Genomic DNA, 13,471 nt, shown 5'->3' on the forward strand with positions numbered 1-13,471 from the left:
AGAGGCTACGAGGCCAGGCCGTGCTCGTACGCGTACCGCACCGCTTGCGCCCGGTCGCGCGCGCCGGTCTTGGCGAACAGCCGGTTGATGTGCGACTTGACCGTCACCTCGGTCACGTACAGCCGCTCGGCGATCTCGCGGTTGGACAGCCCGGCCGCGATCAGGACCAGCACCTCGGCCTCGCGCGCGGTCAGCCCGTCGGGCAGCGGCCCGCCGGGCGGGGACTCGGCTGTGTTCACTGCGGGCGGTGGCGGCGCGCCCTGCGTCGCCGCGGCCACCAGGCGCTGCTGCACGTGCGGGTCGAGCACCGACTGCCCGGCCGCCGCGGCGCGCACCGCCTGGGCGATCTGCACGCGGCCGGCGTCCTTCGTCAGATACCCCAGCGCGCCCGCCCGCAGCGCCGCCAGGATGTGCTCGTCGTCGGCGAACGTGGTGAGCACCACGACCCGGGTCTGCGGATGCCGCTCGCGGATGACGCCGGTCGCCTCCACGCCGTCGCGGCGCGGCATGCGCAGGTCCATGAGCACCACGTCGGGGCGGTGCCGCTCGACGAGCTCGATCGCCTGCTCGCCGTCGGCCGCCTCGCCGACCACCTCGACGTCGTCGAGCAGCCCCAGCATCACCGCGAGCCCCTCGCGCACCGCCGTCTGGTCATCGGCAACGACCACGCGGATGCTCATGCAGGCATCTTCACATCCACCGTCCATCCGTGATCGCTCGGCCCGGCCTCGACGGTGCCGCCGGCCAACTCGGCGCGCTCGCGCAGGCCGGTGAGGCCGTAGCCGGGCGAGAGCCCGGTGACCGGCGGCCCGCCCGTGCCGCGGTTGTGCACGGTCAGGCGGACCGCGTCGTCGAGGTACGCCAGCCGCACCGCCACCTCGCTGCCCGGCGCGTGCTTGCGCACGTTCGATAGCGCCTCCTGCGCACCGCGGAACAGCGCCAGCCCCGTCTCCGCGCTGAGCGCCCGCGGCTCCCCGTCCACCTCGAACAGGGCCGGCGCGCCGGCGTCCTCGCGGTACCCGGCGGCGAGCTCCCCGACCAGCTCCGGCAGCGGCACCGGGTCGCCGCGCAGTGCGCTGACCGCCCGGCGCGTCTCCGTGAGCCCGTCGCGGGCCAGCCGCCCGGCCCGGTCGACGATGACCGCGGCCTCGGCGGCGCGGTCGCGCTCCAGCAGGGCCGCGGCCGTCTCCAGCTGCAGCGACAGCGCCGACAGCGAGTGCGCGAGCACGTCGTGGATCTCGCGGGCCAGCCGCGCCCGCTCGGCGAGCGTCGCGGTGCGCGCCTGCTCGCCGGCCAGCTTCCGGTCCTGCTCGGACCGCGCCTCTCGCTCCCGCCGCACGATCCCCAGCAGCAGCAGGACGAGCATCGTGCCGACCCAGATCGTGATCCCCTCGATCGACGCGCCGACGAGGGCCTGCACCAGCGCCAGGACCGCCGCGCCCGCGCCCGTGAGCACCGCGGCCCGCACCAGCGGCAGGGAAGTGGCGGCGATGGTGACGGCGGCGAGGCAGTAACAGGCGCCGAAGTCCCCGGGCCGGACCGCGGCCAGGAAGATGCCGGCCGCCATGCAGATCCCGATGGTGTACACCTGGAGCCGCTCCCCGCCGGCCCGGAACGTCATCGCGACCCAGGCCAGCCCGCCCACGACCATGCCGGCCGTCAACGCCAGCCCTTGCCCGGTGACCCCCGGCCGCGGTTCGTTCTGGAACATCGCGACGGTCAGCAGCACCACGAAGATGAGACTGCGAACCTGACGCCAGCGCGCGACGTGCTGGTCGGTGACGTTGAGCACCGCACCAGTCTGCGCCACGCGCCCGCCCGCGGCCCGCCCGCCCGGCGCCGGCCCGCCGGGTCGCCGAATGCCGGCCTCGGCGCTTCCGGCGGCCGCCGCAGCATCGGCCGCGTAGCCGGCAGTTGCGCCGCCCACGGTCGCCGGGGCGGCGCTTGCGTTGCTGTTGCTGTTGCTGTTGCTTTTGCTGTTGCCGGTGGCGGTGTGGTGCCGGGTGCCCGCCGGGCCGTCCAGCCCGGCGGGTCGTGCGGTGGTCATCGTCCGAAGAGGCCGGCGCCCGAGCGGGCGGCGCGGCGCGACCCGGGCGGTGCGAAGGGCGCGCCGGTGCCGATCGCGCGGCGGCCGACGATCGCGGCCTCGCCGAGGAAGCTCAGGCCGAGGACGACCAGCAGCCCCGCGGACAGGACGCTCTGGTCTGCGCCGAGCGCGTGGCCGGCGAGCATCTGGCCCAGGCGCAGGACGATCAGGCCGGCCCAGACAGCGATCGTGACGAGGGTGTAGCGGTACCACACATGGCCGTTCTGCACGAAGACCCGCACGGTCAGCCCTCGGATGATCCCGCCCAGCACGGCGACGACCGCACCGGCCCCGAGCACGGCCCCGTCGATGACCCCGTGATGCACGGTGGCGGCGAAGTCGACCTTCGACAGCGTGTACCCACCCAGCACGATCAGGATCAGCGGCGGCGCGACGAGCCGGCGAACCTCGAGGGGCTCGCCCATGAAGCGGCGGACCATCAGCAGGACGATGACGACGAGGGCGATCAGCAGGGTGGTGAGGCTCATGCCGAAGACGTTATGGATCGCCGGGCTCCGAGTCCGCCACCCACGGGTGGAAATGCGCTCGGCCCGCGGGTGGAGATTCCCGGCCCGCACGCGTCCAACCGAACCGTCGCGGGACGCAGATTCCCGGCCGTGCGCATCCGGCGACAAGGAAGGCGACAACGAAGGCGACAAGGACGGCGACAACGAAGGCGACAAGGAAGGGGACAAGGGAGGCGACAAGGGAATGGGACTCCCAGGCCGCACGGGTCCGGCTCGTCAGAGGGATCGGGCTCGTCAGGGGATGGAGACGCCCAGGCCGTAGGCGTCCAGAGCGAAGTCCAGCATCATCTCCTGCGCGGACTGCGGATAGGCCTCAGGGTCGGCCGCGGCCAGCGCCGCGACGCCCTCGACCATCGACAGCAGGCCGAGCGCCACGGCCTCCACCCGGATCGTGGCCCAGCGCGGCGCCGCGGCGGCCACGAGGCGCTCGATCCGCGACCGCCAGCCCCGGTTGTTGGTGCGGTGCATCTCGACGAGGTCCTCGTCGGTGAACGCGGCCGCCAGGAACCCGAGCCAGACCCGGCTCTCGGCGGCCCGCTGCGCGTCGAGCGCCAGCCCCTGGTGCAGCACGTCGCGCAGCGCCGCCCGCGGCGAGGAGGCGGCGGACTCGAGCGCGGCCACGCGCGCCCCGACCACCTCGTGCAGCAGCCGCCGCGCATGGCTCAGCAAGGCCCGCCGGTTCGGGAACCGGTGCATGACGAGGCCCGTCGTGCACCCGGCGGCCGCGGCCACGGCCCGGATGGTGAGTTTCTCGAGCCCGTCGCGCGCCAGCACGTCCCACACGGCCCGGGACAGCCGCTCGCTCTGATCCTCGGAGTGTTTCACGTAACAGATGTTACCGTAACGCTTGTTACGGAGGTGAGCGGCGCCCCACCATACGTCCCGGAACAGTTGTTACGGCGAGGCGAAACACGAGAGGGCGGCGACGTGGGACTGACGATCGAGGAGCGGCCGTGGGACGACCCGGACGGGGTGGCGCTGCGGACCGACCAGCGCGCGGAGCTCGACGCGCGCTACGGCACGAGCTTCCACGAGCCGGGCGCGGCGCCCTCCGCCGCCGACGTCGACCTCTTCCTCGTCGCGGTGGTCGACGGCAAGGCGGCCGGCTGCGGCGCGCTGCGCCGGCTCGATGCGACCACTGCGGAGATCAAGCGCATGTACGTGGTGCCGGAACGCCGTGGCACCGGCGTCGCCACGGCGGTGCTGCGCGCGCTGGAGTCGGCCGCGGCCGAACGCGGCTGGACGGTGCTGCGCCTCGAGACCGGGACCGAGCAGCCCGACGCGCGGCGCTTCTACGAGCGCGAGGGCTACCACGAGATCCCGCTGTTCGGCGCCTACGTGGGTTTCGACCTCTCCGTCTGCTACGAACGGACGCTCGCTACTCCAACAGGCTGACCGCGGCCTCCGCGCGCAGGGCCGCGGGCGCATGGTGCAGGTCGCGCGCCAGCTTCAGGGCCTCCCGCGCGCCGGTCGGGTCGGCCAGGGCCAGGGCGCGGATGCGGCGCAGGTCCGGCTCCGAGAAGCCGCTCTGGCCGGGCAGTCCCCGCTCCAGCGCCGCCGTGGCCACGTCGGCCGCCTCGGCGGCGCGGTCCGAGGCGAGCAGGGCGTCGGCGTACAACGCCTCGAGGCGGCCGAAGCGGCGCATCGCCTCGCCCAGGTGCTCGCGGGCCGCGGTCATCCTCGGCAGGCCCTCGGGGGCGCCGGTGCGGACCTCCGCCCAGCCCAGGACCAGCCCGGCGAGGCTGCGGTACTCGGGGTGCCCGCCCAGCTCCGCCAGCCGCAGGGTCTCCTGCGCCGCCGTGCGCGCGGCCGCGGGGTCGTCGCGGTCGGCGGCGACGACGGCGATGAAGTGGGCGACGTACATGTCGAGGAACAGCTCGCCGACCCGGGCCGCGCGGGACCGGGCCGCGCGCAGGTGGTGCTGTGCGGCCTCGTCGTCGCCGAGCAGACCGCAGGCGATGGCCGCGGGGGCGTGCGCGCCGACGATCGGGTCCCAGTTGACGATCGGGAAGACCGGCGCCTCGCCGTCGGGCAGGGCGGCCAGCGCCGTGGTGAAGCAGCGGTGCGCGCGAGGGAGGTCGAGCACCGTGAGGGCGGCGTGGCCCTCGTGTACCTCGGCGACCAGCGCCGCCCACGGGTCGTCGTCGCCGCGCTGCGCGGGGGCGCGCGCGATCGAGACGGCGCGCTGCACGTCGCCGGAGGCGGTGTGGAAGGAGGCGTACCCCCACAGCGCCGGCAGCACGTCGAGCACCGGACGGCCGCGCAGGCGCAGCAGCAGGGGCTCCATCGCGGCGTACTGCTCGGCGACGAACGGCGCGAGGTAGCCGTCGGTGGCCTGATGCATGTACGCCAGGCGGATGCGCAGGTCCAGCTCGGCCACGTCGCGCCGCTCGCCGGCGGGTGCGCGGTGCAGCGCGGTGATGGCCTCCTGCAGCAGCGCGGAGGCCTGCTCGTGCGCGGTCCGCTCGTAGGCCTCGCCGGCCGCCTCGGCCAGGGCGGGGACCACGTCGAACGGCGTGAGCACCGGCAGCGCCTCGCGCAGGTGGCCGGCGAGCTGGGCCTTCGTGCCCAGGCCGGTGTCGCGCAGCGCCTGCGCGGCGCGGGCGTGCAGCCGGGCGCGGCGCAGCGGGCCCTGGTCCTGGTACGCGGTCTGGCGCACCAGGTCGTGCGAGAAACGCAGCAGCCCGGGGTCGTCGGTGGCGGTGAGCAGGCCGGCGACGACGGCGGTGTCGAGCGTGTCGAACAGCGCCAGCTCGTCGATCTGCACGACCTCGCGCAGCACCGGCACGGCGACGTCGCGGCCGAGCACCGAGGCGACCGCGAGCACGGCGTTGACCTGGCCGGGCAGGCGGGCCAGGCGTCGGCGGACGACCTCCTGGACGCGGACGGGCACCGTCTCGGGGGACAGGGTGTGCTCGGCGACGAGCACCCGCAGCAGCTCGACGACGAAGAACGGGTTGCCGCCGGTGCGATCGGCGAGCATCGCCACCGTGTCGGGCGGCACGTCGCCGCCGGTCACCGACCGTGCCAGGGCGGCGATGGCGTCGTGGCCGAGGCCGTGCAGCGGCAGGCGGACCGCGGCCGGGTCGGCGACCAGCTCGGCGAGCACGCCGGCGAGGGGCGCCTCGGGGGCGAGCTCGGCCTCGCGGTAGCCGACGGCGAGCAGCACCCGGCTGCGGCGCAGCCCCTTGGCGAACATGGTGAGCAGCACGGTCGACGGTGCGTCGAGCCAGTGGGCGTCGTCGACGACGAGCACGAGCGGCGCGTGCGCGGCGAGGCGGCCCAGGCCGTCGACGATGCCCTGGTACAGCCGGGACCGCGCCATCTCGGGGTCGGCCATGCGCTCGGCGGCGGGCAGCGAGAGCACCTCGCCGAGCGTGGGGTCCAGCACGGCGGGCAGGTTGCCGTACGGCGCGAACGCCGCCGAGAGCGCGGCGGCCGCCCCGGCGTTGCCGGTGGCGATCTCGCGCAGGATCTGCGCCCACGGCAGGAAGACCGGCGGCGCCTCGCCGTCGACGCCGGTGCCGGTGCCGACGAGCCCGGGCGCACGGGCCGCGACCTCACGCAGCAGGGCGGACTTGCCGATGCCGGGGCTGCCGGAGACGAGCAGCAGCCGTCCCTGCCCGGCGGCGGCCTCCGCGAGCAGCCGGTCGACGGCGCGCAGCTCCTCGTCCCGCCCGACCAGCCCCTCCCCGAGCTCCGCCGAAACCGCCACGTCCGCCGAAACCGCCACGTCCGCCGAAACCACCACGTCGGCCGGAACCGCCGGGGCGCTCGGCGCCGGATGCGAGCCCAGGTGCGACGCCTGGCGCAGGATCTCCTGTGCCAGCTGCTGCAGCGCCGGGCCGGGCTCGATGCCGAGCTCCTCGATCAGCCCGGCGCGGGCCCGTGTGTAGGCCGCCATCGCGTCCGCCTGGCGGCCGCTGCGGTACAGGGCGAGCATGAGCTGGCCCCAGAGCCGTTCCCGATAGGGCGCCTCGGCGAGGGCGTGCTCGCTGCGGTACACCACCTCGGCCGCGCGCCCGAGCGCCAGCAGCGCCTCCGAGTGCTGCTCGACGGCGGTCAGGCGCAGCTCGACCAGGCGCGCCCGCTCGGCACGGGCCAGGGACGACTCGCCGAGCTCCGGCAGCGGGTCGCCGCGCCACAGGTCCAGGGCCTCGCCCAGGGTGCGCAGCGCGGCGGCCGGGTCGGCGGCGAGCTCGGCGGCGGCGCGCTCGACGGCGGCGGCGAACCGGGCCGCGTCCACGCTCTCGGCCGGCACCTGCAGCACGTAGCCGGGCGCGCGGCTGACCAGGACGGCCGAGCGGTCCCGGGAGGTGCGGTCGGGCTCGAGGGCCCGGCGCAGGCGCGAGACGTAGGCCTGCAGGGACGAGATCGCCCGCTCCGGCGGCTCGTCGGCCCACAGCTCGTCGATGAGCCGTTGCACGGAGACGATGCGGCCGGGCTGCGTGGCGAGCATGGCCAGCACGGCGCGCTGCTTCGGGGTACCGGTGTCGACGGGGCCGTCCGGGCCGGTGACCTCGAGGGGGCCGAGGACGCGGAACTGCAGGATGCCGGACCCTCCCCACGTCGTCGAACGGCGCAAACCGGCGCCGCGACGAGCCTACGGGGCGGGTGTCGGCCGCCGGGGTCGGCCGAAAGGGTCAACGTCCGTACGCTGGTGGTATGAGCGTCCTCGATGACATCGCGCGCGGCCAGTACGTCAGCCTCACCTCGTTCCGCCGCGACGGCACGCCGGTCGCCACGCCGGTCTGGCACGTGGTGTACGACGGCGAGGTCGTCATCGTGTCGGAGGAGCGGGCCTTCAAGGTCAAGCGCATCCGCAACAACCCGCTGGTGACGCTGACGGTGTGCGACCTGCGCGGCCGCATCAAGCCGGGCGCGCCAACCGCCGAGGGCAGCGCGCGGCTGCTGGACGAGGCGGGCACCGCGACGGCCCGGGAGCACCTGCGGCGCAAGTACGTGACCGCCCGCATCGGCTACTTCTTCCAGCGCCTGCTGCGGCTGCGCCGCCCGCCGGGCATCGGCATCGCGGTCACGCTCAGCTGACGGTCGCGCTCAACCGGCGGTCATGCTCAACCGACAAGGCAGGGGGCCCGGGCGGCGCGCGGCCCGGACCCCCTGCCTCGAAACAACCGTTAGCTCAGCGTGACGGCCGTGTCGTCGATGACGAACGAGGTCTGCAGCGAGGAGTCCTCGCTGCCGCTGAACTTGATGGTCACCGTCTGGCCCGCGAAGGCGTTCAGGCTGAAGGACTTGAGCTGGTAGCCCGAGGCCTTGTTGAGGTTGGACAGCGTGCCCAGCGTGGTCGTGCCGGCCGTGACGGTCAGCTTGTCGTACTGGACCGTGGTGGTCGTCTCGGCCGAGTCGATGTGCACGTAGAACGTCAGTGTCGCCGTGCATCCGGCCGGGATGGTCACCGACTGCTGGATCGCCTCGGTGTGGGTCGTGCCGTAGCCGTCGAGCCACGAGCTGTAGGTGCCGCCGTGCGCGGCCTGACCCTGGCTGGCCCACTGGCCGATGCTGCCGGTGGTGCCGCTCCACGACGTCGCGCCGGACTCGAAGCCGGGGTTGAGCAGCTTCTGGCCCGAGCAGCCGCCGGTCGGCGGGGTGCTGGTGGGCGGCGTGGTGGTGGGCGGCGGCGTGGTGCCGCCGGTGCAGGTCGGGTCGCCCGACTGCGCCGGAACCGACACCGCGTCCCACGCGGCCTTGACCGTGTTGAACTGAGTGCAGCTGCCCGGGAACAGGTTCTTGGCGGCGGTCAGCGTCCAGGTGCGGTACTTCAGGTACGACGACGACGAGGTCTTCATCAGCATCGCGTTGTACATGATCTTGATCGCGGTCTGGATGCCCAGGCCGGTCACGGTGCTGCTGTTGCAGGTCGAGCTGGCCGGCTGGCCGTTGCCCGACGTGCCCTGCGACAGCAGGTAGAACCAGTGGTTACCCGGACCGGCGGCCGCGTGGACCTCCTCGGACGGGATGCTGCTGGAGTAGCAGTTGTCGTCGCCGAGGGCCGACGGGTTGTACATGTTGCGGATCGGGCCGCTGCCGACGAGGTTGACCTCCTCGCCGACCAGGAAGTCCGGCGGGTCGTTCGGGTTGTTCGCGAACCACTCGGTGGCCGCGCCGAACGTGTCCGCGACGAACTCCTGGGTGTTGCCGTTGGAGATGCCGCCCGGCGTGGTGTCGTCGATGCCGTGGCCCATCTCGTGTCCGACGACGTCGGCGGAGGCGATCCACTGACCGGCGGTGTTCTTGCCGATCTGGACCTGCGTGCCGTCGTAGTAGGCGTTCTGGTCGTTCAGGCCGACGCGGATCGGCCAGGCGCCGCCCGAGCCGTTCATCCCGTTGCGACCCAACCAGGAGGAGAGCATCGCGACTTCCTTCTGCGCGACGTAGAGCGCGTCGACGCAGCCGGTCTCCCGGTTGGTGCCGGTGCCGTTGCCCCACACGTCGTCCGAGCCGCTGAACGTGGTGTTGTTCGCGGCGTCCTGGCAGGCCAGGCTCGTGATCGACGGGTCCTGCATGCGGTACGTGCTGCCCGACAGGGTCGTGTTGATCGACACCGATCCGTTGATCCAGCCGGTACCGGTGCCGTGCGTCACGTGCTCGGTCGTCTTCAGCACTGCGCCGCTGAGCGCGTCGACGTCGACGGTGAGCCGGCTGGCGCCCTCGGCGCCGGTGCCGGACAGCGTGGTCTCGTAGGCGAGCTTCGCCGCCCCGTCGAGCGTGTAGACCACGAGCTGTGTGCCCTCGACGTTGTTGACCTGCGTCAGCTGCTTGCGGGCGACAGCTTCGGCGTCCTTCGCACTGACCTTCGCCGTCGTCGAGAGGCTGCCGATCGCCTTGGTCTGCGACACCGAGGTGTACGTGGCGGCGCCGGACTTGTCGGTGACGACGACGAAGTCGCCGCCGCGCACCGGCAGGCCCTTGTAGGTGCGCTCGTAGGCGATGTACTTGGCGTTGCCGGAGGCCGTGACCGAGCGCTGCACGTAGGCGTCGTCGGTGCTGGGCTGCAGAACGCTCGGCTTGCCCTGGACGAACGAGTCGACCGCCTGTGCGGCGGCGGCGTTCGAGACCTCGGCGGCCGCCGACGGCGATGGGGGTGAGGCTTGCACGGCCACGGCGGTGCCGGTTGTTACCAGCCCGACCGCGAACACTCCGGCCGCTGTAGCGAACCGTGGTGAGAGCTTCAAAGGGTGCCTTCTTTCAGCAACGACCACCCCACCGGGGAATGTTGACGGGGTGTGCCGGAACCAATGGAGACACGCGCACGTCGAAGCGTGTGGATGGCCGGCGTGCGCGCCGTTCGACCGGCCTGCCGTCCTCATCGACTTGCAGCGATGTCAGGACGATCACACATCGGGCAAGACTTGGACAAGGGTCGATGCCCTATGCCCACCCTCGCCCCCACCCTGTACTTCGGGACCCGAAACAACCCGGAAATCTTGCGCTCCGTAGCGGGAGTGCCAGTTCCACCGCTACTCCTCGTTAACTTTTAACTGATGCTAGGGTGCCGGGGTGGATCTCGAGCCGATCGATGCGGTCGCCGCCGTTGTCTCGGGATACGGGATCGCCGGGCGCCGGCTGCGCGAGATCATCGCCCGGCTCACCGAGTCGCCGACGACCCTCGACGATCTCGTGCGCGACCTCGCCGTCCCGCGCCGCACCGTCGAGGCGCTCCTGCGAGCCGCCGGCCCCGACCTCGACACCGGCGGCGAGACGCTCGTGCTGCAAGATTCCGTCCGGCAGCGGTACGGCGAACGCTTCGCCCTTGCGACCCTGCACGACGTGCCCGAGGTGCCCGGGATGGCCGAACTCGTCGCCGGCGCACCCGCCGCCGACCGCGCACTCGACCACGTCTCCGCGACCGCCGACACCGCGCGCCGCCGGGCGCAGTGGCTGGCCGGCACCTACGACCTCGCCGGCGCCCGCCTGGTCTGCATCGGCGATCACGACCTCACCTCGCTCGCAGTGCGCCGGGCCTGCCCGGACGTCGAGATCACCGTCGTCGACGTCGACGAACGGCTGCTCGCCTACATCGACGGCCAGGGCGCCGGCATCGCCTGTTACCACGCCGACCTGCGCTTCGGCCTGCCGCCGGTCGTCGCCGGCAGCGGCGACCTCGTCTTCACCGACCCGCCCTACACCCCCGAGGGCGTGCAGCTCTTCCTCGGGCGGGGCGCTCAGGCGCTGCGCGACCGGGGCAACGGGCGGCTCGTCATGGCGTACGGCTTCAGTCCGCTGACCCCGGCACTCGGCCTGAAGGTGCAGCGGGCGGTGCTCGACCTCGACCTGGTCATCGAGGCGATGCTGCCGGCGTTCAACCGCTACCACGGCGCGCAGGCCGTCGGCAGCGCCAGCGACCTCTACGTCTGCCGGCCCACCCCGCAGACCTGGCAGGTCCTCGACCGCCGCCTCGACCGGCTCGCCGGCTCGGCCAACATCTACACACACGGCGAGCAGTCCCTGGAGGGCACGGCGGCGCGCGGCCCGGCCCGCATCCTCGGCGGCGGCCCGCTGCAGGCCGACGAGCTCACCGTCGACCTCGCCGCCGACCCCGGGCCGTGGCTGGCCCGGGTGCTGCTCGCGCTCAACGTCCCCGCGGTCACGCTGCTGGTGCCGAACAACCACCCCGACCTGCGCGACGCGGCCTCCCAGGCCGCGCTGCGGGCGCTCGTCGGCGCGAAGTACGACCTGCGCCTGCGCCGCAGCACCCCCGCGCCCGACCGGGCGACCGTCGAGGCGACGCTTCGGACCCAGGAGCCGCCGGACGCGGCCGGCTGGCTGCTGACGCACGCGCACGGCAAGGTCGGCAACGTGCTGCGGGAGGCCCTGATGCGCGCCGACCCGGCGCTGTCGCGGTCCGAGGCGCAGGCCCGGGCGTCCGCGCTGGCCGGGCCCGGCCGCGCCGAGGCGCGCCTGATCGACCTGCCCCGCCACGCGATCGCCGGGCTGACGGGCGCGTGAGCGGTCCGCAGCGAAGCGGAGGGGCCGCGAACAACGTACGCAGCCGTGGCTCGCGCAGGAGCCGGAGCGAAGCGGAGGCGCAGGCGTGAGCGAGGCGAAGCGGAAGGCGCTCTGGCGCGACCGCGACGTGGCGATCTTCCTCGGGGTGCAGACGCTGTCGGCGTTCGGCGACGCGTGCACCTTCGCGGCCGTGCCGCTGCTCATGCGTACCGGCGCGATCTCCATCACCGGCGTGGGCTGGGTCCGGGCGCTCGAGGCCGTCGCGACGCTGCTGACGGGGATCGTCGCCGGGGTGATCGCGGACCGCTTCGACCGGCGCACCGTGCTGCGCGTGTGCGACGCCGCCCGGTTCGTGCTGCTCGGCGCCATCCCCCTCGTCTGGCTGGCCGGCCCGCAGCCGTGGCTGCTGTTCGTGGTGCTGCCCGCCGCCGCGGTCTTCTCGATGGTCTTTCAGGTCACCTACGTGACCGTGGTGCCGGCGCTGGTGCCGAAGGAGCGGATCAACGACGCCAACGGGCTGCTCTACGGCTCCTACTCGATCGCGTGGCTGGCCGGGCCCGCCGTCGCCGGGCTCGTGTCGCAGGCCGCGGGCCCCGCCGCGGCGATCGGCATCGACGCCGTCTCCTTCGCGCTCTCGGCGATCGGGCTGTACCTCGTGCGCCTGCACAACCCTGCCGGCGGCACCGAGCGCGGCCTGGGCGCCGGCGTGCACTTCATCCGGCGGCACCCGGTCATGCTGTCGCTGACCGTGCTGCTCGCCGTGCTGATCTTCTTCACCTCGAGCCTGAACGACGTCATCGTGTACCACCTCATGACCGGCCTCGGCCAGCCGGACTCGGTGATCGGCCTGGTCCTGACCGCCGGCGTGCTGGGCAGCACGTTCGCGGCGGCGGCGGTCGCGCCGCTGCGCCGGCGGGTGGGCTTCGGCGCGACCTGGATCGGCGCCTACACGCTGTGCGGCGCGATCGTCGCCGGGATCGGCGTGGCGACGCACGTGCCCGCCGTCGCCGTCCTCGCCGCCGGCGTGACGCTGTGCACCGGGGTGGCCGGCATCGCCTCGATGTCGCTGCGCCAGGAGGTGACGCCGGCGCCGCTGCTGGGCCGGGTGACCTCGGCGTTCTGGACGCTGCAATTGGTGCTCGCCCCGGCCGGCGACGCGGTGCTGACCTTCGCCGCCAAGCACGCCGGCGTGCCGGCCACCCTGGCGGTCGCCGGCGCGACGATCACCGTGACCGCGCTGGCCGCCCTGCTGACGCCGTTGGGCCGGCGAACAGCATCTGCGCCGCCGCCTCCCACATAGCGACGAGGTCGGTGCCGGCGGGCGCGCGCAGCCACTGCAGCTGCAGCCCGTCCATGGTGGCGATGATCTGCCGGGCGAGCGCCTCCGGGCGGGCCGAGACCGGCTTCGCCAGGGCGGTCAGCGCGTCCAGCACACCCTGCTGGCGGGCCGCGAAGTAGTCGTGCGCGGGATGGTCGGGCGCGAGGGACTCCGCGGCGAGCACCGCGAACAGGCGCACGATCTCCGGCTGGGTGGCGTTGCGGCGCACCAGGGCCGCGCACAGCGCGCGCAGGTCGGACGGCGGCGGGTCGCCGATTGCGCGGTGGTCCTCGGCGTCGCGGTGCTCGAGCACGGCGATGAGCAGGCCGTCCTTCGAGCCGACGTGGTGCAGCAGGCCCGGGACGGTCAGCCCGCACGCGTCGGCGACGTCCTGCATCGACAGGCCCCAGAAGCCGCGCTCGGCGACCAGTGCGGTGGCCGCCTCGATGATCTGCCGGCGGCGCTCCGGCGCCGGCAGACGCGAGCGCTCGCGCCGTGCCATCCGCGCCACCTCCCTTGTCCGCCGCTGCGGGCGGGTCTATCTTACGCACTATCTACTACTTACTAGGT

At 73.8% G+C, this 13,471-nt stretch carries 11 protein-coding genes; 4 read left to right on the plus strand and 7 right to left on the minus strand.

The window, feature by feature from the left end; genetic code table 11:
* Positions 1–5: 5 nt before the first annotated feature.
* The 4 genes from ABD901_RS27015 to ABD901_RS27030 all read right to left on the minus strand — a co-directional run bounded on the left by ABD901_RS27015 (position 6) and on the right by ABD901_RS27030 (position 3,438).
* The gene (locus ABD901_RS27015) at positions 6–680 is read right to left on the minus strand and encodes a response regulator (RefSeq protein WP_345130423.1); all 675 of its coding nucleotides are present in this window, start codon (positions 678–680) and stop codon (positions 6–8) included.
* Positions 677–2,047, minus strand: coding sequence for a sensor histidine kinase (locus tag ABD901_RS27020; RefSeq protein WP_345130425.1), 1,371 nt, complete (start codon positions 2,045–2,047; stop codon positions 677–679). Before ABD901_RS27020 ends, ABD901_RS27015 begins: the two co-directional genes overlap by 4 nt.
* Complete coding sequence (locus ABD901_RS27025) at positions 2,044–2,574, minus strand: hypothetical protein (protein ID WP_345130427.1); 531 nt, start codon at positions 2,572–2,574, stop codon at positions 2,044–2,046. The genes ABD901_RS27020 and ABD901_RS27025 overlap by 4 nt, the downstream gene beginning before the upstream one ends.
* Positions 2,575–2,847: 273 nt before the next feature.
* A complete protein-coding gene (locus tag ABD901_RS27030; protein WP_345130429.1) occupies positions 2,848–3,438 on the minus strand; it encodes a TetR/AcrR family transcriptional regulator in 591 nt (196 codons plus the stop codon).
* A gap of 102 nt (positions 3,439–3,540) precedes the next feature.
* Here ABD901_RS27030 and ABD901_RS27035 point away from each other — a divergent pair, with 102 nt between their 5' ends.
* Positions 3,541–4,008, plus strand: coding sequence for a GNAT family N-acetyltransferase (locus ABD901_RS27035; RefSeq protein WP_345130431.1), 468 nt, complete (start codon positions 3,541–3,543; stop codon positions 4,006–4,008).
* On the opposite strand, the gene ABD901_RS27040 is transcribed toward ABD901_RS27035, so the two are convergent.
* Positions 3,992–7,198 carry an ATP-binding protein gene (locus tag ABD901_RS27040; RefSeq protein ID WP_345130433.1) on the minus strand — a complete coding sequence of 1,069 codons (3,207 nt, stop codon included), beginning with the start codon at positions 7,196–7,198 and terminating at the stop codon, positions 3,992–3,994. The two genes, ABD901_RS27035 and ABD901_RS27040, sit on opposite strands and share 17 nt — an antisense overlap.
* A gap of 80 nt (positions 7,199–7,278) precedes the next feature.
* Between ABD901_RS27040 and ABD901_RS27045 the strand changes: the two genes are divergently transcribed.
* Complete coding sequence (locus tag ABD901_RS27045; protein ID WP_345130435.1) at positions 7,279–7,662, plus strand: PPOX class F420-dependent oxidoreductase; 384 nt, start codon at positions 7,279–7,281, stop codon at positions 7,660–7,662.
* An 89-nt stretch (positions 7,663–7,751) separates the two neighbouring features.
* On the opposite strand, the gene ABD901_RS27050 is transcribed toward ABD901_RS27045, so the two are convergent.
* A complete protein-coding gene (locus ABD901_RS27050; protein ID WP_345130438.1) occupies positions 7,752–9,809 on the minus strand; it encodes a M4 family metallopeptidase in 2,058 nt (685 codons plus the stop codon).
* Positions 9,810–10,134: 325 nt separating this feature from the next.
* Between ABD901_RS27050 and ABD901_RS27055 the strand changes: the two genes are divergently transcribed.
* Positions 10,135–11,583, plus strand: a complete 1,449-nt coding sequence (locus ABD901_RS27055; RefSeq protein WP_345130440.1) for a bis-aminopropyl spermidine synthase family protein — start codon at positions 10,135–10,137, stop codon at positions 11,581–11,583.
* 85 nt (positions 11,584–11,668) lie between these two features.
* Positions 11,669–12,883: an MFS transporter gene (locus ABD901_RS27060; protein ID WP_345130442.1), complete on the plus strand. Its 1,215-nt coding sequence runs from the start codon at positions 11,669–11,671 to the stop codon at positions 12,881–12,883.
* Here the strand turns inward: ABD901_RS27060 and ABD901_RS27065 are convergent.
* On the minus strand, positions 12,807–13,403 hold the full coding sequence (locus ABD901_RS27065) for a TetR/AcrR family transcriptional regulator (protein ID WP_345130444.1): 597 nt from the start codon (positions 13,401–13,403) through the stop codon (positions 12,807–12,809). The genes ABD901_RS27060 and ABD901_RS27065 overlap by 77 nt on opposite strands.
* Positions 13,404–13,471: the final 68 nt, after the last annotated feature.

Source organism: Dactylosporangium darangshiense, assembly GCF_039537565.1.
In the GTDB taxonomy this organism is placed as follows: Bacteria; Actinomycetota; Actinomycetes; order Mycobacteriales; family Micromonosporaceae; genus Dactylosporangium; species Dactylosporangium darangshiense.

Excerpts from the sequence above, each read along its gene's own strand:
- ABD901_RS27015 (WP_345130423.1), bottom strand. The coding sequence starts at position 680 with ATGAGCATCCGCGTGGTCGTTGCCGATGACCAGACGGCGGTGCGCGAG.
- ABD901_RS27020 (WP_345130425.1), bottom strand. The coding sequence starts at position 2,047 with ATGACCACCGCACGACCCGCCGGGCTGGACGGCCCGGCGGGCACCCGG.
- ABD901_RS27025 (WP_345130427.1), bottom strand. The coding sequence starts at position 2,574 with ATGAGCCTCACCACCCTGCTGATCGCCCTCGTCGTCATCGTCCTGCTG.
- ABD901_RS27045 (WP_345130435.1), top strand. The coding sequence starts at position 7,279 with ATGAGCGTCCTCGATGACATCGCGCGCGGCCAGTACGTCAGCCTCACC.
- ABD901_RS27065 (WP_345130444.1), bottom strand. The coding sequence starts at position 13,403 with ATGGCACGGCGCGAGCGCTCGCGTCTGCCGGCGCCGGAGCGCCGCCGG.